At 68.6% G+C, this 19,399-nt stretch carries 13 protein-coding genes; 7 read left to right on the forward strand and 6 right to left on the reverse strand.

Annotated features, from left to right (window positions below; genetic code table 11):
* Window positions 1-8: 8 nt before the first annotated feature.
* From ACFV2X_RS02360 to ACFV2X_RS02380, 5 genes are all read right to left on the reverse strand, one after another.
* Window positions 9-1,295, reverse strand: a complete 1,287-nt coding sequence (locus ACFV2X_RS02360; protein WP_385610236.1) for an NAD(P)/FAD-dependent oxidoreductase — start codon at window positions 1,293-1,295, stop codon at window positions 9-11.
* A complete protein-coding gene (locus ACFV2X_RS02365; RefSeq protein WP_385610239.1) occupies window positions 1,292-1,960 on the reverse strand; it encodes a haloacid dehalogenase type II in 669 nt (222 codons plus the stop codon). Before ACFV2X_RS02365 ends, ACFV2X_RS02360 begins: the two co-directional genes overlap by 4 nt.
* A gap of 91 nt (window positions 1,961-2,051) precedes the next feature.
* Window positions 2,052-3,569 (reverse strand): ABC transporter substrate-binding protein, encoded by a 1,518-nt coding sequence (locus ACFV2X_RS02370; protein WP_385610242.1) that lies wholly within the window; start codon window positions 3,567-3,569, stop codon window positions 2,052-2,054.
* Between the two features lie 357 nt (window positions 3,570-3,926).
* Window positions 3,927-5,087 (reverse strand): cation diffusion facilitator family transporter, encoded by a 1,161-nt coding sequence (locus tag ACFV2X_RS02375; protein ID WP_385610244.1) that lies wholly within the window; start codon window positions 5,085-5,087, stop codon window positions 3,927-3,929.
* A gap of 116 nt (window positions 5,088-5,203) precedes the next feature.
* Window positions 5,204-6,139: an MBL fold metallo-hydrolase gene (locus ACFV2X_RS02380; protein ID WP_385610247.1), complete on the reverse strand. Its 936-nt coding sequence runs from the start codon at window positions 6,137-6,139 to the stop codon at window positions 5,204-5,206.
* A gap of 146 nt (window positions 6,140-6,285) precedes the next feature.
* Between ACFV2X_RS02380 and ACFV2X_RS02385 the strand changes: the two genes are divergently transcribed.
* From ACFV2X_RS02385 to ACFV2X_RS02395, 3 genes are all read left to right on the forward strand, one after another.
* Window positions 6,286-6,495, forward strand: coding sequence for a hypothetical protein (locus ACFV2X_RS02385; protein ID WP_385610250.1), 210 nt, complete (start codon window positions 6,286-6,288; stop codon window positions 6,493-6,495).
* Window positions 6,482-7,876, forward strand: coding sequence for an amidase (locus ACFV2X_RS02390; protein WP_385610253.1), 1,395 nt, complete (start codon window positions 6,482-6,484; stop codon window positions 7,874-7,876). The genes ACFV2X_RS02385 and ACFV2X_RS02390 overlap by 14 nt, the downstream gene beginning before the upstream one ends.
* A gap of 107 nt (window positions 7,877-7,983) precedes the next feature.
* A complete protein-coding gene (locus tag ACFV2X_RS02395) occupies window positions 7,984-8,550 on the forward strand; it encodes a TetR/AcrR family transcriptional regulator (RefSeq protein WP_385610255.1) in 567 nt (188 codons plus the stop codon).
* A 136-nt stretch (window positions 8,551-8,686) separates the two neighbouring features.
* Here ACFV2X_RS02395 and ACFV2X_RS02400 read toward each other — a convergent pair whose 3' ends face one another.
* Entirely contained in the window at window positions 8,687-9,988 is a 1,302-nt protein-coding gene (locus ACFV2X_RS02400; protein WP_385610257.1) for a glycoside hydrolase family 30 beta sandwich domain-containing protein, read from the reverse strand.
* A 233-nt stretch (window positions 9,989-10,221) separates the two neighbouring features.
* Here ACFV2X_RS02400 and ACFV2X_RS02405 point away from each other — a divergent pair, with 233 nt between their 5' ends.
* The 4 genes from ACFV2X_RS02405 (at window position 10,222) to ACFV2X_RS02420 (ending at window position 19,396) form a co-directional block, all read left to right on the forward strand.
* Window positions 10,222-12,036 carry an ABC transporter ATP-binding protein gene (locus tag ACFV2X_RS02405; RefSeq protein ID WP_385610260.1) on the forward strand — a complete coding sequence of 605 codons (1,815 nt, stop codon included), beginning with the start codon at window positions 10,222-10,224 and terminating at the stop codon, window positions 12,034-12,036.
* Between the two features lie 186 nt (window positions 12,037-12,222).
* Window positions 12,223-13,788 (forward strand): helix-turn-helix domain-containing protein, encoded by a 1,566-nt coding sequence (locus ACFV2X_RS02410; protein WP_385610263.1) that lies wholly within the window; start codon window positions 12,223-12,225, stop codon window positions 13,786-13,788.
* Window positions 13,789-14,357: 569 nt separating this feature from the next.
* The gene (locus ACFV2X_RS02415; protein ID WP_385610265.1) at window positions 14,358-18,752 is read left to right on the forward strand and encodes a hypothetical protein; all 4,395 of its coding nucleotides are present in this window, start codon (window positions 14,358-14,360) and stop codon (window positions 18,750-18,752) included.
* Window positions 18,749-19,396 (forward strand): hypothetical protein, encoded by a 648-nt coding sequence (locus tag ACFV2X_RS02420; RefSeq protein ID WP_385610268.1) that lies wholly within the window; start codon window positions 18,749-18,751, stop codon window positions 19,394-19,396. Before ACFV2X_RS02415 ends, ACFV2X_RS02420 begins: the two co-directional genes overlap by 4 nt.
* Window positions 19,397-19,399 lie beyond the last annotated feature (3 nt).

Consider the following 19,399-nt stretch of genomic DNA (forward strand, 5'->3'; position numbering starts at 1 on the left):
GTGGCGGGCTACTTGATGATGTCGAGGGCCCGGTAGTAGGCCCCGGCGAACGGCAGGAACCAGGGCGGACCGAAGTGTCCGGGGACGCGCGGGAACTTCATGCCGCGCCAGATGTTCGCCTCGGGCCTGCCGTCCATGACATCGGCCATCTGCCGGCCCATGTGGGTGGCCATCTGGACCCCGTGGCCCGAGTAGCCGACGGAGTAGAACAGGCCGTCCCGCTCCCCGGAGTGCACCATCTGGTCGAGGCTGATGTCGACGAGACCACCCCACAGATAGTCGATGCGCACGCCGTCGAGCTGCGGGAACACCGAGAGCATCCCCTTGCGCAGAATCTGTCCGCTCTTCCGGTCGGACTGGGGATTGGACATGGCGAACCGCGCCCGGCCGCCGAAGAGCAGGCGGTTGTCGGGGGTGATGCGGAAGTAGTAGAGGATGTTCTTGGAGTCGGAGGCCATCCGGCGGGTGGGCATCAGCTCGTCGACCACCTCCTGCCGAAGCGGTTCGGTGACGATGATGAAACTGCCGACGGGGATGATCCGGTTGCGCAGCCAGCGGAACGGGGACCCGGTGTAGCCACTCGTGGCGACCAGCACCTGATCGGCGCGGAGGGTGCCGACCGGGGTGGTCAGATCGTGTGCCGTACCGCTGACTCGGCGGGCCCTGGTGACCGGGGCCTTCTCCAGGATCCGCACCCCCTGGGCGGCGGCAGCCTCGGCCAGACCGCGGACGAACTTGCCCACGTGCAGACCGGCACCCTGCGGGTCCGCCATCGCGCCGTGGTAGTGGTCCGATCCGACCTCGGACCTGATGTCCTTCTTGGGGATCAGCTGTGTGTGGTAGCCGATCAGGTCGGCGAGTGCGTCATGGGTGCGGGCCAGCCGCTCGTAGTGCGCAGGCTTGGCGGCCAGGTTGAGCTTTCCGGTGCGGGAGAAGTCGCAGTCGATCTCCTCCTCCACCACCAGCTTCTCGACCGTGTCGATGGCCTCGTTGTAGGCCAGGTAGGCCGCCTTGGCGGTCGGGATGCCATAGCGCTCCACGGCGGTGAGGAAGCCGATGGCCAGCCCCGTGGTGCACATGCCGCCATTGCGTCCCGACGCTCCCCAGCCCACGGTCTCCTGCTCCAGTACGGTGACCTGGGCGCCCTTGCGGGCCAGGTGCAGCGCGGCGGACAGACCGGTCAGCCCGGCGCCCACGATCGCCACATCGGTGCGGCCACCGATCTCCACCGCGCTGCGGTCGGGGCCGGCCGGGGACGTGTCCAGCCAGTACGGGACGGTTTTCACGGCGCTCACAGCCCGAGCAGCGCGGGCAGTTCGGACAGGGCCGACACCTCGTGGTAGCCGTAGTACGGCACGCTGGGCTCATAGCGCCGGTTGACGTACACCTTGTTGGCGATCCGCAGATCGTGGGCCGGGATGAGGTCGTAGCGCAGGCTCGAGGAGACGTGCAGGATCTCACCGGGGGCGCAGCCCAGCTCCTCCAGCATGTACTCGAACGCCTGGAAGCGCGGCTTGTACGCACGGGCCTGCTCGGCCGTGTACACGGCGTGGAACGGGGCGCCCAGCTTCTCGACGTTGCCGCCGATCTGGTCGTTCGCGGCGTTGGAGAGGATGACCAGCGGATAGCTCTCGGCGAGGGTGCGCAGCGCGTCCGGCACATCGGGGTGCGGACCCCAGGTGGGCACGGCGGCGACGATGGCCGCGCCGTCCGTGTCGCGGTATTCGATGTTCCACAGGGCGCAGGCTCGCTGAAGCGCGTGCCTGATGACGTCGGGGTAGAGCTGGTAGGCGCCCAGCACCTCGTCGATCCGGTACGCCTCGAAGTCGTCGAGGAAGTCCTCCATCCGGTCGGCCGCGACGCGGTCGGCGAACAGCTCACGGGTGAGGGCGGACATCCCGAAGGCGGTGAGGGTGCCGTAGCAGTCGAAGGTGATGTACTTGGGCCGGAAGTCGATCACAACGAGCTCCTTGGGGTGAGGCGGGGTCACTTCGAGGCGTGGCGGGGTCACTTCGGGCCGAGTCACTTCGGGCCGAGTACTTGGCGTCGAGTCACTTCGTGCCGAGGGAGAGGTTCGCGGTGAGGGTGTAGTACGGGTGGACGGCGAAGCCCTTGAGGCCGGAGGCGACGGCGACGGACTCGGTCTCGTGGACGAGGAAGACATCCACGGCGCGGGACTGGAGCTCCGCGGCGACCTTGGCGTAGTCGGCGTAGCGGGCTTCGGGGTCCTTCGCGGAAGCGGCCTTCTTGATGAGGGCGTCGGTCCTCGGATCGCAGTAGTGGGAGAGGTTGTAGCTGCCCTTGCAGGTGTAGTCCGCGGTCAGATAGCCCAGCGGGTCGGGCATGTCGCCGAGGTGGTTGCGGGAGAGCAGGGCCGCATCGAAGTCGCCGGAGAGCAGGTCGGGTTCCACCGAGGCGTAGTCGCCGGTGCGGATGCTCGCCTTCACGCCGATGGCCTTGAGCTCCTGCTGGATGATGGCGGCGAGGTCGGAGAAGCCCGATCCCTCGTTGTAGGCGATCAGGGACACCTTGATCGACTCGGGTTCCACCCCGGCCGCGGAGAGCAGGGCCTTGGCCTTGGCGGGATCGGCCTGCACGGGGGCTGCTCCGCCGGGTGTCCAGGGTTCTTTGGGACCGAACGGGCCGACGGCCTGTTGCCCCGCTCCCTGGTAGACGGCGTTGGTGATCGCCTTGGTGTCGATCGCCGCCTGGAACGCCTGCCGCACCTTCTCATTGTCGAAGGGTGCTTTTTTGTTGTTGAGAACGAGTTCCGTGGTTCGCGGAAGCTGTTCGGTCAGCACCTCGACGGAGTTGTTCCCCTTGAGGTCCTGGACGCTCGGGACGGAGAGCTTTCTGGCGATCTGGGCTTCCCCGGTCTGTATCTGGGTGGCGCGCTTGGCGCCGTCCGCGATGAACCGCACCTCGGCGGAGGCCAGTTTCACCGGGCCGTTCCAGTACTTCGGGTTGCGCTTGAGCTGGATTGCCTGTTGGGGGATTTCCTTGGTGATACGGAATGGGCCGGTGCACGTTCCTTGCGGATCGGTCGACGATCCGGTGTACGCCTTCGGGGCGAGGATTCCGGTGTTGGGGGCCGCGAGGCGGTAGGGCAGCAGGGCGTCAGGGGCGGGGGTGGTGATCCGTACGGTCGAACCGTCCACCGCCGTGACTCCGGCGATCGTCTCGGGCGAGAAGCCGGGGGCCGGTGTCTTCGCGGCGAGCGCGTGTTTCAGGGCTCCGGTCACCGCTTTGGCGTCGAGCGGGGTGCCGTCCTGGAACGTCACTCCCTGGCGGAGTGTGAAGTCCCAGGTGGTAGGGCCGGTTTGGTTCCAGGAGGTGGCGAGCATCGGCTTGATCGCGCCGCCTGTCTGGTACTTCACCAGGGTCTCCAGGCAGCCGGCCTTGCTGAGGACGAAGGAGTCGTCGGTCTCCAGGGCCCAGTTGGCGGCCGGTGCGAACGGTTCGTCGACGACGATGGACCGATCACCCGTGGCGCCACTGCCGCTGGGGGTCTGGCCGCCCATTCCGCAGGACGTGAGCGTCAGGGTCGTTGCTGTCAGTACAAGTGCCAAGCGCGGTTTGTTCATGGGTCTCACTGATCCGATCGGGAGCTACTGAGACTTCCCAGCCGTTCGGGGAGTCGGCGCGGCCGAGGTTGGCCGGAATCGGGGAGGTGGCGCTTGGTTGACGAAGGTAAGTGGCGATGACGGCGCTGTCGATATGTTGTCGATGATATTTTGTAAACAATCTATTGCCGTCATGTCACCTGTTCGCCAGGGCGGAATGGGCGACCGGCAGCCGATTTCCCGGAACACGGCATGCCAGATAAATCCAGGACCGTGACGCCAATTGGTCTGGACGAATACCTGATGTTGGTCTGGACGAATACCTGGTCGGGCGGCCCCGGCGGCGTCAGCCGGGGCCTGATGTCATGTCATGTGGTGGGCGAGCGCCAGATGAGGATCGTCCATATCCGGCCCGAGAGCCGGGTCGGTGTGCACCAGGGCGGCGGTCAGCCGGGGCACCGCGTGAATCAGCGCATGCTCGACGTCGACCGACACCGCGTGCGACTCCCGTACGCTCAGCCCTCCGTCCACCTCGACCGTGGCCTCGGCGCGCAACTTGTGCCCGATCCAGCGCATCCGGAGCTCCTTCACGTCGCGCACCCCGGCAACCTCGCGCACCGCGGCCTCGCCCTTGTCGACGAGGGCCGGGTCGACGGAGTCCATCAGACGACGGAAGACCTCGCGTGCCGCGTCCTTGAGGACGAGCAGGATCGCGGCCGTGATGAGCAGCCCGACGATCGGGTCGGCGAGCCGCCAGCCGAGCGCGGCCCCACCGGCGCCCAGCAGTACGGCAAGGGAGGTGAACCCGTCGGTACGGGCATGCAGTCCATCGGCGACCAGCGCCGCCGAGCCGATCTTCCGCCCGACCCGGATCCGGTAGCGGGCCACCCATTCGTTGCCGATGAAGCCGACGACCGCCGCGATCGAGACGATGCCCAGATGGGAGATGTCGCGCGGATCCATCAGCCGGTCGATGGCCTCATAGGCGGCCAGGGCCGCCGAGGCGGCAATCGTCAGGACGATGACGATCCCGGCCAGATCCTCGGCCCGCCCGTAGCCATAGGTGAACGTACGGTTCGCCACGCGCCGCCCGAGGACGAAGGCCACACCCAGCGGAAGCGCGGTCATGGCGTCGGCGAAGTTGTGGATGGTGTCGCCCAGCAGCGCCACCGAACCGGAGATGAGGACGACCACGGTCTGGAAGACAGCGGTGGCGCCCAGGATCGCCAGGGACAGCCAGAGGGCGCGCATACCCTCGGCGGACGACTCCATCGCGGAGTCGACCTTGTCCGCCGTCTCGTGCGAATGCGGCTTCACCATGTGGGTGACCTGGTGCTTCCAGCGGGACCAGCGGCCCTTGCCGTGCGCATGGCCGTGGTCGTGGTCGTGGCTGTGGCTGTGGTCCTGGTCGTGGCTGTGTCCGCCGTCGTGGTCATGGTCGTGGTCGTGGTCATGCGCTGATGCGTGGCCCTTGGGGTGGGCATGTGCCGGGGCCGGGGAATGAGGGTGTTCGTGGGCCTTCATACGTGGCTCACCTCTCAGGAATGTCGCCGCGGAAGAGTGGTGTCAGGGCGCCCTCCTTCTATTATGTGCATACGCGTGCACCAATGCACTTGTGGGATCGCACAATGATTTCGCGACTACCCGGCGACAGTGGGTGGACCGTGCGAGTCGGCGGGGACGAGCGAGAGCCGATAGGCGTCCCCATGGGTGACGACGCGGCCGGCGGTGGGCGGTGCGAAGTGGGTACCCAGGACGAGGGTGTCCGTATCGGCAAGCGAGCGGAGCAGCTTGCGGCGCGAGGTCTCGGACTGTTCGGGATCGATGTCGACACAGGCGCCGATGGCGGGGTGGGCGAGCTGTACGGGGTGGTGGATGCAGTCGCCGGTGATCAGCGCCGCCCGGCCGCGGCTGGTCAGCCCAAGGGCGACATGGCCGGGGGTGTGGCCAGGCGTGGGGAGCAGGCGCAGGCCCGGGACGATATCGACACCCTCGGCGGGGACGTCGACCAGGTCGAGCAGCCCTGCCTCCTCAACCGGGATCACGGAGTCGCGGAACATCTGCCGGCGCGCCTCCTCCATGTCGTACGCGGCCCAGAACTCCCTCTCGGTGCGAGAGGCCAGATAGCGGGCGCGGGGGAAGGTGGGAACCCACTCGCCGCCCACCTCCCGTGTGTTCCAGCCGACGTGGTCGGCGTGCAGGTGGGTGAGGATCACCAGGTCGACCGAGTCCGGCGGGAATCCGGCGGCGGCCAGGTGCCGAAGGTAGTCGGTGTTCAGGTTGTGCCAGGCGGGGTTGGCCCGCTCCTTTCCGTTGCCGATGCCGGTGTCCACCAGGATGCGCAGCCCGCCGGCGGCGAACGCGAAGCTGTGGCTGTCGATGCGCAGGACGCCCTGGCCGTCGGCGAAGTGGGGACGCAGCCAGTCCTGCCCGGCAACGACGTCCGGGGTGGCGCCGGGCAGCAGCCACGGCCCGGTGGCGGGCGGCAGGGCGACCTCGTCGATGCGGTGGACGGCGATGTCACCCACGGTCCAGGAGGGGATGGCGGTCGGGCCGGTGGCCGGTGGAGTGCTCATGATCGGTCGCTCCCTTGCCTCGAATCGCTAAACGCAATGAATTTGCTTTAAGTGGACCGTAGGCCCTACGGTGCGACTAACGCAAACTCTTAGCTTTTGGTGTCGGGGGTCTACTCCGTCGCTCCAGCCCCGAGGAGAGAACGCCCATGTCCGCCGCAGAACTCACCACGCCGGAAGCGGCCCGCTGGGCTGCCCGCGCCGGGCTCCCGCTGCCCGCCGATCGCCACGCCGCGGTCGCGGCCGTCGCCGATCACATCCACTCCGTCGTCGCGGTCCTGCGGGAACTGGACTGCGGGGACACCCCGCCCGCCGCCACCTACCACGCGGGAGAGGAGCAGCACGGTGCAGCCGTATGAACTGTCCCTGACCGCGGCCGCCGACGCGATCCGGGCACGGCAGCTGTCCCCCGTCGAGCTGGCGGACTCCGTCCTGGCGCGCATCGCGCAGGTGGAGCCGCGCCTCCAGGCGTACGTCACCGTCACCGCCGAGCGCACCCGCCAGGCCGCGCGTAAAGCCGAACACGACATCGCGGCCGGCCGCCATCGCGGTCCGCTGCACGGCATCCCCATGGGCCTGAAGGACCTGATCGACGTCGCCGGTACGGCGACATCGGCCAGTTCCCGGGTCAGGGCCGACCACCGCGCACGGGCCGACAGCACCGTCGCCGCACGCCTGTCGGCGGCCGGAGCCGTGCTGGTCGGCAAGACGCACACCCATGAGTTCGGCTACGGGCTGACCACCCCGCAGACCCACAACGCCTGGGATCCGGACCGGGTCGCCGGCGGCTCCAGCGGCGGATCCGCCGTCGCCGTCGCCGCGGGCACCGCCACCTTCGCCCTGGGCACCGACACCGGCGGATCCATCAGGGTGCCGGCCGCGCTCAACGGTGTGGTCGGCCTCAAGCCGACCTACGGCCTCGTCCCCCGCCACGGCGTCACGCCCCTGTCCTGGTCACTGGACCACGTCGGCCCGATCACCCGCACCGTCGAGGACGCGGCCCTGGTCCTGACCGCCCTCGCCGGGCACGACCCCCGCGACCCCGCCTCCCTGACCACACCACCCGCCGCGGACTACCGGCCGGCCGCGGGCGCGGACTTGAGGGGGCTGCGGGTCGGTGTGCCGCGCACCTACTACTTCGACCACATCGACCCCGAGGTCGAAGCCGCCGTCCGGCGCGCCATCGACCAGCTTCAGACCCTCGGCGCACGCCTCGTCGAGGTCGAGATCCCCATGACCCGCTATATCCAGGCCACCCAGTGGGGGCTGATGGTCCCCGAGGCCACCGCCTACCACGAGGGCACCCTGCGTACGGTCCCGGAGCTCTACCAGGCCGACGTCCGCATCCTTCTCGAGGCCGGCGCACTGATGCCCGCCGGGGACTATCTGCGCGCCCAGCGCGCCCGCGCGCTCATGCGGCAGGAATGGGCCCGCATGCTGCGGGAGGTCGATGTGATCGCCGCCCCCACCGTCCCGGCGACCGCGGTCAAGGCCGACCAGGAGACGATCACCTGGGCCGACGGCACGGTCGAGGGCGTGTCCGACGCCTACGTACGCCTGTCGTCCCCCGCCAACATCACCGGCGTACCGTCCCTGTCCATCCCCGTCGGCCACGACACGGCGGGCCTGCCGTTCGGCATGCAGCTCCTCGGACGGCCCCTCGGCGAGAGCGCGCTCCTGCGGATCGGCCACGCCTACGAGCAGACCCAGCCGGCCCGCGAGCTCGCGTACGCGGCGTAAACCAGGCCACCAGGCCGTCGAACGGTGGCCCGCTGTTCTCCTTTGTTCTCCTGTGTTCTCCTGGAGCGGATCACTAGACGCAATGATTTTGCTTTAAGGTGACTTCTATGAGCAGGCAGATGGTGCGCCCCGGCGGGCGCAGTGCCCGGGTCCAGGCATCGGTGCACGCCGCCGTACGCGAACTCGCCTCCGAGGTCGGCCGGGACGCCCTGACGGTGCCGATGGTCGCCCAACGTGCGGGCGTCACACCGTCGACGATCTACCGCCGCTGGGGAGACCTGCAGGAGCTGTTGTCGGACGTAGCGGTCGAGCGTCTACGGCCCGAAACCGCACCCGGGGACCATGGCGCCCTGCCATCCGACCTGACGGCCTGGGCCGAACAGTTCCTCGACGAGATGGCCTCCCCCACCGGCCGCGCCTACATCCGCGACGCCCTGCTCGGCGACCCGGACGGCGGCAACGCCGACCAGTGCTCCGCCTATGCCGCCGAACAGATCGACGTCCTCCTCGCCCGCGCGGCCGAACGCGGGGAGCAGACACCCGACGTCGAGACGGTCATCGACCGCGTCGTCGGCCCCTTGATGTACCGCATCCTCTTCCGCCCGGACGGACTCGACGCCGCGTACGCCCGCCGGCTCGTGGCAGAAGTCCTCGGCCCGACGACCGGCCGATGACCGGGAGTTCCCGGCTCCGGCAGAAGACACCACCCGCATCGCCGACATCGACTTCGCGGACTGCGTCCTCACGCTGCCGCACCGGCGGCCGGCCGGGCAACTCCGGGTGGGCCAGGGCCCGGGCTGCCTCATCCGGTCACGATGTCACGAAGGTCGTCACGCTTCGCGCTGGAAGCTGGCCCGTGAAGGAGCCGTTCGACACGCTCATCGCACCCAGAGACGCGACGTTCCTGCTCACGTCCGTCAGCCAGGACGACACGCTGGACGAGGTGTTGTTCACCAGGGTGAACGACTGACTCACCGACGAGGTCCCCTTGTTGATGGCGATGACGACCACCTTGGAGCTACCACCCTTGTACGCCGAGACGTAAAGGTTCGACTGGGGATTCGAGGTCGCGTCGATCCGCGCATATCCCGGACGGACGAACTTCGAGAAATGCGCCATGGCGGCACCGCGCTTGCTGATTCGCCCGTCCTCCCTCATGGGGCCGTAGCTACGCCGGATGTACCACCACACGTACGCCTGGAACTCGGCATCCACCAGGGCATGGTGGATATGTTCCCCCACGTCGAGCGCTTGGGGCCAGAGGTCCGCCGAATCGCTGCTGTTGGGATAGTAGACCTCGGTCATCCAGAGCTCTTTACCCTTGCCCTTGTCCTTGAAGAGCGGATAGGGAAAGTTCTGGTACGGCGTGCCGTAGAGGTGAGCCCCGAGAATATCCAGGTTGGCGAGCGCTGTCGGGTCGTTGAGGATCGGATCCGAGAAGCTCTTCACATACTGGAAGGACTCCGGAGCGATCACCTTGGTCTCGATCGAACCGGCGTTCTCGCGCAGGAAGCGGATCATCTCGGCCGGAGTCCACCACGTCCAGTCATGCGCGTAATCGGGCTCGTTCTGCACCGAGATGGCGTACAGGTTCACGCCGTTGTCCTTCATAAACTTGCAGAAGTCGTTCAGGTGCTGCGCATAAGCGCCGTACATGTCGTACCGGAGCCGCTTCGCGTTGGACTGATCGCCGTGGACGAAGGTCTCGACCATCTGAGCGGGGGGATTCCACGGCGACGCGATGACGGTCGCCCCGTACTCGATCGCACGCTTCGCCGTCGCCACCTCGCGGCTCCAGTCCGCCCGGTTCTCGTGGACGGGGATTCTCAGCACGGAGAACCCGAGCTGCCCCTCGCCGTTGCCGAATGCCGTGTCCCTCTGGGCAGGTGTCAGATCACTGATCCAGACCGTGTGGTTCATGCCACCGAAGCCCCGGATCGTCTGCCGTACCGCCGACGGGTCGACGATCACATTGGCAGCCGCCGCTGCGGATGCTCCCACGGCCGGCGTCGCGGCCACGAGGACCGGTAGGGCACTTATCGTCGCCAGAACAGACCTCCGACTCGGGAATTCCGGTCCCCTGGCTGCGGATTCATTCTGATGCAACATCATTGGATGCCGTTTCTTCTTCCGCGTCGAGATTTCCTTGGATTTGGGAGCGCTCCCATGCGGCGACTATTGGCACGGTAACGGCGTGACAGGCCACCGTCAACCCGCCAGTGAGGGGTTTCCCGGCTGTCCGGCGGGCGACGGGGGTGGCTGAGAAAAACGCTTGGACGCCGCGGGTGCCGCCACGGGACACTGCGATTTCGGGCCTGTCCGCCACACGACAACCCAGGGGTGGGATGAAATCGCCTGAACCTCGCGAGGCCCCGCCGGGCAAGGGCTCAGTGATCCTCGCGCTTCGTTACTACGGCCGGGAGTTGTCCCGGCTCCGGCGGGTGTCGGTGCCCGCGATGCTCCTGCCGGCGCTGGGCAATATCGGCATCAACTACATCGCGCCACTGATCGTCGCGAAGCTCGTTGCCCGAATCGCCGGCGACGACGGTGTCTCGATCGGCTCGACGCTGCCCTACGTTCTCGGCTTCGTCGGCGTCCTGCTGCTGGCGGAGTTGCTGTGGCGCATCGGCATACATTGTCTGAACCGCGTGGACGCGCATGGCATCGAGCATCTGTACGTGGTCGGCATGGACGAGTTGTTCGCCAAGGACGCGGCGTTCTTCCATGACAACTTCGCCGGGTCGCTGACCAAGCGGGTCCTGAGCTTCGCCACCCGCTTCGAGGAGTTCATCGACACGCTGGCGTTCTCGGTCGTGGGCAGTTGCGTACCGCTGGTGTTCGCGTCGGTGGTGCTCTGGAATTACGATCCGCTGCTCGTTGTCGGGCTCTTGGCGATGATCGCGGTGACGGCGCTGTGTGTGGCGCCACTCATCCGCCGCCGCCAGAAGCTCGTTGATCAGCGCGAGGAGGCGATCGCCCGAGTGGCGGGGCACGTCGCCGACAGCCTGATGAACATGGACACGGTCCGGGCGTTCGCCGCCGAGGAGCGGGAGGCCGCCGAGCATCGGTCCCGCGTCGCGGAGTCGCGGCGGCTCTCGCTGAAGTCGTGGGACTACGGCAATCTGCGCATCGACACGCTGGTCGCGCCGATGTCCGTGCTGACCAACACGCTGGGCCTGCTGCTCGCGGTCACGCTCGGCGGGGGCAGCCACGGGGTGGAAGCGGTCGTGGTCGCCTTCACGTACTACTCCAACGCGACGCGGATCATGTTCGAGTTCAACCAGATCTACCGCCGTCTGGAGAGCTCGATGACGGAGGCCGCGCAGTTCACCGAACTGCTGCTGACGTCGCCGACCGTACTCGACCCGGAGTCGCCGGAGCCGCTGCTGTCCCAGTCCGCCGACGTACGCTTCGAGAAGGTGACCTTCGCCCACACGGGCGCGGAGACACTTTTCGACGGCCTCGACCTGGTTGTGCCCAGCGGGACGAAGATCGGTCTCGTCGGCCGGTCCGGCGGGGGCAAGACCACGCTCACCCAACTGCTGCTGCGGATGACGGACGTCGACGCCGGCCGGATCCTGATCGGGGGGCAGGACATCAGCAGGCTGCGCCAGGCCGACCTGCGCAGCCTGATCGCCTACGTGCCTCAGGACCCGGCGATGTTCCACCGCACACTGCGGGACAACATCGCGTTCGCCCGACCGGACGCCACCGACTCCGATATCCGCCGCGCGGCCGAGGCGGCGCATGTCACGGAGTTCGCCGATGCGCTGCCGGACGGCTTCGACACCATGGTCGGCGAGCGGGGCGTCAAGCTGTCCGGCGGACAGCGCCAGCGGGTCGCTCTTGCCAGGGCGATCCTGCGCGACGCGCCGATCCTGCTGCTCGACGAGGCGACCAGCGCCCTGGACTCCGAGAGCGAGGTCCTCGTCCAGGAGGCGCTGTGGCGGCTCATGGAGAAGCGTACGGCGCTTGTGGTGGCCCACCGGCTGAGCACGGTGGCCGCCATGGACCAGGTCGTCGTCCTCGACCGCGGCAGGATCGTCGAACAGGGCACACACCAGGCACTGCTCGCGTCGGAGGGCACCTACGCGAAGCTGTGGCAGCACCAGGTGGGCGGCTTCCTCGACGACAGCCCCGCATCGGCCGACCTGCACTGAGCCTCGCGCCGGAAGGACGCCCCGGGCCTGTGAGGGCCGGAAACTGTCGGCCTGCGAAGACGACTTCCGGGCCGCTGCCGCGCCGTGTCATCCGGCCTGATGCGTACGCCACTCGCCGAGGTCCCGCGAACCGGTCAATAAAGTACGTCGACAGGCGGACCGCGGGGGGTGAGGAGGAACACTGCTGTGGAGGCACGGGCGGCGCACGCCGGGTGGCTGGACGAGTTGCTGCACGAGGTGCGGCGGCAGATGGCCCGGAGGACCGGGGCGGATCCGCGGGCGGTTCTCGACTGGCTGAGCCGGCAGATCGACGCCGATGTCGCGCTGGTCGGGAGTGCGGGCGCGGTGGAGACGGCCACCGCGCGCTTCCCACGGCAGATCCTGCCCTCGCTCGAACCCACCCTCGCACGGCTGGCCGGCGGACAGATGGCCGCTGCCGCCACCGAGGCCGGTGCCCTTCAGGTGCGTTTGGAGGCACTGGGCCCCCGCGCACCACGCCCGGTCCTGGTGGTGGCCGGCACCTCGGCGCCCACCCCCGACGCGGCGTCGCTGGTCTCGCACGCCGGGAGCGTCATCGCGCTCCTGGACCGGGCACAGGACGCCGACACCACCTTCCGCGGCTATCAGCACAAGGCGCGGCAGCTGCGGTTCGCCGTGTTCAGCGCCCTGCTGGCGGGGGATCTCACGCTGGCCCGCCGGATGACCACCGGCGCCGTCCCCGCGCTGCTGGACGCCGAACGGCTGCGCGTCTATCTGCTGCAATGCACCCCCGAGGACCGTGACCAACTGGCGCAGATCCACCAGGACGGGTCGGGCTATCACGGCACGGGGCTGATGGTGCACTGCCCGGCCTTCAAGGAACACCTCATCTGCCTCGTCGCCGAGGATGCCGATGATGCCGACGAGGACAACGGGGCCGACGAAACCGACGTGGCCGACGGGTCCGACGCCGGCCCCGAGACGGCCCACGGTCAGGGCACGGTGCTGCGCCGCCTGGTCCGGGAAAACCCGCACTACGCGCTGGGCATCAGCAGCCCGTACCCGCTGGGCGCCACCGCCGAGGCGTACGGGCAGGCCCTCCACGCCCTTGCCGCGGCGCGCCAAACGCCCGAGCGGGTGGGCGCCTACCTCGGCCGGACACCGCTGGTGCCACTGCTGCCCCACGAAGACGCGGGCATCTGGGCCCGCGCCTTCCTCCGACCGCTGGCGTCCACTCCGAGGGCCACCCTCGACATCACCCGGCTCGCCGTCACCTTCCCCAGATCTGCCGTGGCCCGGCTGCTGGACATCAGCCGCAACACCGTCTCCCACCACCTCAGACGGGTGGAGACGACCCTCGGTCTCGACCTGAGCGACGTCCGCACCCGGGCCGCCCTCGACCTGGCTTTCTGTCTGTCCCCCGGGCCGCAGCCGGATGACAGCTCGGGCAGCTCCGGCGATGCGTACGGGCGGCCGACGCCCACCCTGGACGAACTGCTGCGCACCGAGCCCGCTCACGCATGGGCACGGGAATTCCTCCGCCCGCTCCAGGACACCCGTGGCCGCGATCTGCACACCACCCTGTGCGCCTGGATCGACGCGAACACGGACGCCCAGCGGACCGCTCGCCACCTGGGCCTCAGCCGGAACACCGTCAGGGCCCATCTGCGCGCCGCCGAACACCTGCTCAGCCGCGATCTGCTCACCACCGGTTCCGGAATCCACGACCTGGTGCACGCCCTGCACATCACCGGACCGCCCCCGGCGGGCTGACTGCGCACCGTGCACATCTCGTGGCCACTTGGTGCGCACCGTGCACCGTTGTCCGCCCCGCTGATCCGCTTTAGCGTCACTTCTGCCGCGGCAGCGCGGGAACGAGGCCCTGGCTCCCATCGTGACGGCGGCCTGCATCACCACGTGGGGAGTGATGCAGGCCGTCGCCATACGCTGTCGCGCCTCGTAGGGAGACGGTTCAGGAACACGGGGGTGACGGTCTCGTCACGCCCGTGCTGCCACCCTTCATCGGGGGTGTCGACAGGACACCGAGTTCCTGTCGGCACCGACATGCCGTGGGAGGGTTCCGTCCGATGCCACCGCCAAAGGCTCTCGCGCTGCGGCCAAGGACGGCGAAGACGGCACCTGTCCCCACTCAGGACCGGCCGGACGTACGCAGCCCCGTAGGACCTCACTTCCCGCCGTCCAACGCGGCGGTGACGGCCGCTTTGGCCGGCGGACACGGGGCCGCGCCGGTTCCGCCTTTATCAGCGCTATCAGCCCCGTTGCCGCCCGTCGGGCAGGACATGGTCGGCAATGGCGCGATCGCGGCGGCTCGATCGGCACCAGTGGACACGCCGGAGGCGGCATCGGCCGCCGCGACCGCCGGCGCCGCGCCCGATGTACAGGCACGGCCCGGCCCGAGCGCGGATCCGAAGTTCGCGACGCTGAAGAAGGACGTACAGCGCAAGAAGCGGTCGGTGGCGAGCTCCCATCCGCCCCCGAAGGCGGAAGCCGGGGCCGCGCAGGAGGCCGCCCGGCCGCCCAAGGACGACGAAGAGGCACAGGGCAAGACCGCCAACGCCGAGAAGATGAACGAGGCCCAGCCGAAGGACTTCGACAAGGACGCGTTCATCAAGGCGGTCGAGAAGGCGATCGCCGAGAAGGCACCGAAGAACCTCGACGAGGCGGACAAGTTCGCCGACTCCGGCAAGGCCGACGAGGTGCGGGCCGAGGTGCGCGGCAAGGTCGGCGAGGGCAGGGCGGACTCGGCCGAGCAGATCGCCACGACGACCGCGGCGCCGCCGGACACCTCGGCGGCGGTGCCCAAGAAGGTCGTCCCGATGGCCCCGGACCGGCCCCCCGGGACCCCTGGCACGCCGAATCCGGCGAACGCCGTACCGGACAAACTGCCCCCGTCGGCCACCGACTTGTCCGCCGGCCCCGCAAGGGTCGACCGGCAAATGGCGGATGCGCAGGTCACCGAGGTGCAGTTGAAGAAGTCCAACGAGCCGGCGTTCAAGAACGCCCTGGGCGAGAAGAAGGCCGCCGAGCGGCACTCCGAGGTGGCCCCCGGCCGGATGCGCGGGCACGAGAAGAAGGAGCTGCGCGCCGCCACCGCGCAGGCGCAGCGGCTCGGCGCCGCCGCCATGGGCGCGATGGGCGCCCAGCGGCTGCGGACCGGACAGCAGGTCGGTGCGGGCAAGACGGGTGCCAAGGGCCGGGACGAGGAGAAGCGGGCCCAGGTCACGGCGGTCCTGCAAGGGGTCTTCGACACGATGAAGAAGGACGTCGAGGCGATCCTCGACGGCCTCGACAAGCTCGTCGACGACCAGTTCGGCAGAGAAGAGAAGGCGGCGCGGGACGCGTTCACCGCCGAGCACAAGCGGAAGATGGAGGAGTACAAGGACCGGCGGTACTCGGGCTGGACAGGCAAGGCGCGCTGGGTCAAGGACTTGTTCGCCGGGCTGCCCGCCGAGGCCGACAAGATCTTCGAGGAGGCCCGCGACAACTACGTCCGCCGGATGCGGCAGGTGATCTCCGATGTCGCCGACACCATCGGTACGGAGCTGAACCGGGCGAAACGCCGTATCGCGCAGGGCCGGACCGAGTTGCAGGCCGCGGTACGGGCCCTCCCGGCCGATCTGCGGTCCATCGGGCAGCAGGCGGCGGCCGAGTTCAGTGACAAGTTCGATGAGCTCACGCAGTCCGTGGACGACAAGGGCAGCCAGCTCGTCGACACGCTCGCCACCAAGTACACCGATGCGCTCAAGTCCGTCGACGACGAGATCGCCGCGGAGAAGGAGAAGAACAAGGGTCTCGTGGCCAAGGCCGTGGACGCGGTCAAGTCCGTGATCAACACCATCCTGGAGCTAAAGCGGCTGCTGCTGTCGGTCCTCGCCAAGGCCGCGTCGGCGGTCATGCTGATCCTCAAAGACCCGATCGGCTTCCTGCGCAACCTGGTCTCGGCGGTCGGCACCGGTCTGCGGCAGTTCCTGCAGAACATCGGCCGACATCTGCAACAGGGCATTCTGTCGTGGCTGTTGGGCAAGACGGCCGAGGCGGGTATCGAGCTGCCGTCGAAGTTCGACGTCCAGGGCGTGCTGCGGATGCTCGCCAGTGTGCTCGGGCTGACCTGGCAGAACATCCGCGCCAGGATCGTCCGCAAGGTCCCGAAGATGGAACCGGCGGTCGCGGCGGCCGAGACCGCGGTGCCGCTGGTCGCGGAGGTCCGCAAGCGGGGCGTCACGGGGATGTGGGACGACCTCAAGACGCGCGTGGGCGACCTGAAGAAGGACCTGCTGGACAAGGTCATCGCCTACGTCACGCCGACCATCGTGGTCGCCGGGATCATGTGGGTGATCTCGCTGCTCAACCCCGCGTCGGCGTTCGTCCGGGCGGTGAAGCTGATCATCGACATCGTGCGCTTCATCGTCACCCAGGCACGCCAGATCATCGAGTTCGTGGGCGCCGTGCTCGACGCCGTCATCGCGATTGCCCGGGGCGGCAGCGGCGGCGTACCCGGCCTCATCGAAAGCGCGCTGGCCCGCTCCATCCCGGTGCTGCTGGGCGTCCTCGCCGCGATCCTGGGGGTGGGCGGGATCGCCGCCCGCGTCAAACAGATCGTCCAGGCGATGTCCAAGCCGGTGGACCGGGCGGTGGACTGGGTGATCGACAAGATCGTGGGCCTGGTGAAGAAGCTCTGGTCCAAGATCAAGTCCGCCTTCGACCGGAAGAAGCCCAAGCCGAAGCCCAAGCGCCGCCCGGACCGGAAGCGGCCGGGCAGCTCGCGCCGGCGCAGACGCCCGGACCAGCGGCGCAGGCCCGACCGGCGGAGGCCGAAGCGGAAGCCCGACCCGAAGAAGCGTCCCGACAAACGGTCCGACGCCGACAAGAAGCGCGCCCTCGACGCCGCCGTACGCGACGCGACGCACCTGCTCAACGAGGAAGCGGCCACGGTCAAGTCGGTGCGGCGCGGCCTCGGCCCGATCAAGCGGCGGCACGGCCTCACCCGGATCCAGCTCAAGAAGATCGCCGAGGGCAAGTACCGCATCAGGGTGACCATCAACCCGAGCGAGGACACGCCGGTCGAGACCCTGTCGGAGGACGAGTTCCCGTTCCGGATCGCCAGAGCGCAGGGCCGTATGGACGTCAACAGGTACGGTCCGACGGTCGCGCAGTTGCACGAGGTCAGGCCCGCCGGGCAGAGCGACGACCCCTTCATCGGCTTTGTCGTCAACATGGCGGCCATCCCCTCCGAGATCGAGAGCAACCCCGCGGTGGCCTCCCGGTATCTGAGTACGGCGTGGGACGTTCCCGGGGGTGGGTCCGAGGACATGGCGGCGGCCAGGACCGCCGTCGTCATCGGTGTCAACGCCTTCGAGGGCCTCGACCCCGAGAAGAACAAGAGCGAGCTGAGCGCGGCCATCGGCATGGTCAATCCGCCGAGGAAGCTCGTTGCGGCGATCTTCGGCTTCGTCTGGACGCCCCGGTGGGTCCGCGTCCAGGGCGGGAAGGAGCAGGGCAACGCCTCCCTGGCCGAGGTGCGCGCGAAGTACCGGGGCCTCACCTCGGACGGCAAGCGGGCGCTCGCCGAGAAGAACGAGTCCGGTCTGCGCGACAAGAAGGCGCTTCCCTACGGTGTCTTCCGCCAGCAGGTGCTCGGCTCCTCGTACACGAAGAAGGCGGTGGACATCCTCAGCAAGGCCAACAAGCAGGTCCACATCGTCAGCCAGGACGCCGATACCAGTGTCTCGACCACCAAGGGGATGGGCGTCCTGGCCGCCTACACCAAGGTGCTGGGCGAGATGCGGGAGCACCCGCTGCTCACCATCGGGGGCTACACCTTCGAGAAGTTCGACTGGAAGAAGGACGCCGACCCCCGCACCGTCCAGCTGACGACGCTCTCCAACCAGGTGGACCGGGCGATCCGGGAGGCCATCGACAAGCGGTACACGCAGATGCTCTACCCGACCGAGCCGAACATGCTCATCAAGGCGTGGGACAAGGAAGGCTCCCCGGGCATCTTCCAGGATCCCCGCACCCAGGGCCTTCTCGGGGCCCAGGGTGAGCTGTACCCCATCGGTGGTGCCGAGGGCCGGAAACTCAAGATCAAACTGATGGAGCTGTTCGGCGACGGCTTCTCCATCGTCTACGCGCCCCTGGCCAGCACCACGACAAGCCCGGCCCCGGGCGACGACAAGCGCGCTCTCTCCGTGACCCCGCGGAACGTCGTCGGCGCCGAGCGCGGCGAAGGTCTCGATCCGAAGCTGAGCGCGGAGGAGATCGCCCGCCGCAGCCACCGGGCCTACGCACTGGTACTGCAGTCGCAGTCCATGGCCAGCGCCACACGGCTCGCCCAGGAGTTCATCCTGTCCACCCCGAAGCCGCAGGGCGTCAGCAGGAAGGCGTGGGCGAAGCTCCAGGGCCAACTGCAGGACATCGTCTTCGTCCATGTCGAAGAAGTCGTCAAGCTGATGGCCGACGATCCTCGGCGGACCGTGCACAGCGTGGTGATCAGGGCACGCGCCAAGAAGCTCAGAGAGGACGCCAAGCACCTGGCCCAGACTCTGGAGGAGGCGGGCACGCCGCAGGCCGGGCAGGTGGTCGAGCAGGCCCGGAAGGTGACGCGCCGGATCATCACCGCGCTGACCGCCGACGCGCTCAAGAATGTCTGGGGCGAGCTCGCCCCGCTGCTGAGGAGCATCATGGAGGCCGAGCGGACCGGAGAGGGGCCGGAGTGACCGAGGACGCGCTGCGGCGTCTGCGCGCCGAGTCGTCACGCGACGACTACGCGTCGATGGCTAGCCTGGCCAGGGCCCTCTACACGCAGGGACTCGGGCCCCAGGAGGTGGTACGGGAGTGCTACGGCGTCGGCTTCCCCGAGGAGTTCTTCGTGCTCGCCGACGCGGGCCCCCACTCCCTGGACCTCATGGTGGACTTCCCCTCGCTGCCCTGGCGGCTGGCCGTACCCCCCGATCGCGGTGGTCCGTCGGAGCGGCCCGACCCGATGGCGGACATCACGCGCAAGCTCTTCATCCGCGACCCGGACCTGGTCCCCCTGTTCCTCGGCGTCAACGTCAACCTCGAGCACGGCGGCCGGGTGCACTGCTACAGCCTCGCCGAACTCGGGGCGGGCCGGACGACCGTCTTCGGGATCTGGAAGGACGTCGAGCCGCACAACGAAGTCGAACGCTGCGGCGATTCCCTGCTCGCCGTCCTGCGCGAGCACCACACGCAGTACGTCGACTGGCTGGAGAACGAGTCATGGGACCCCGCGAACGTGCGGACCGACCCGGTCGACGAGGAGACCGTGGCCGAGATCCGCGAACTGGTCCCGATGATCGAGGGGTTCCAGCGCCGGGCCGCCTCGCGCGGGGGCAGCTGAAGG

Source organism: Streptomyces sp. NPDC059679 (assembly GCF_042734105.1).
Classification (GTDB): Bacteria; Actinomycetota; Actinomycetes; order Streptomycetales; family Streptomycetaceae; genus Streptomyces.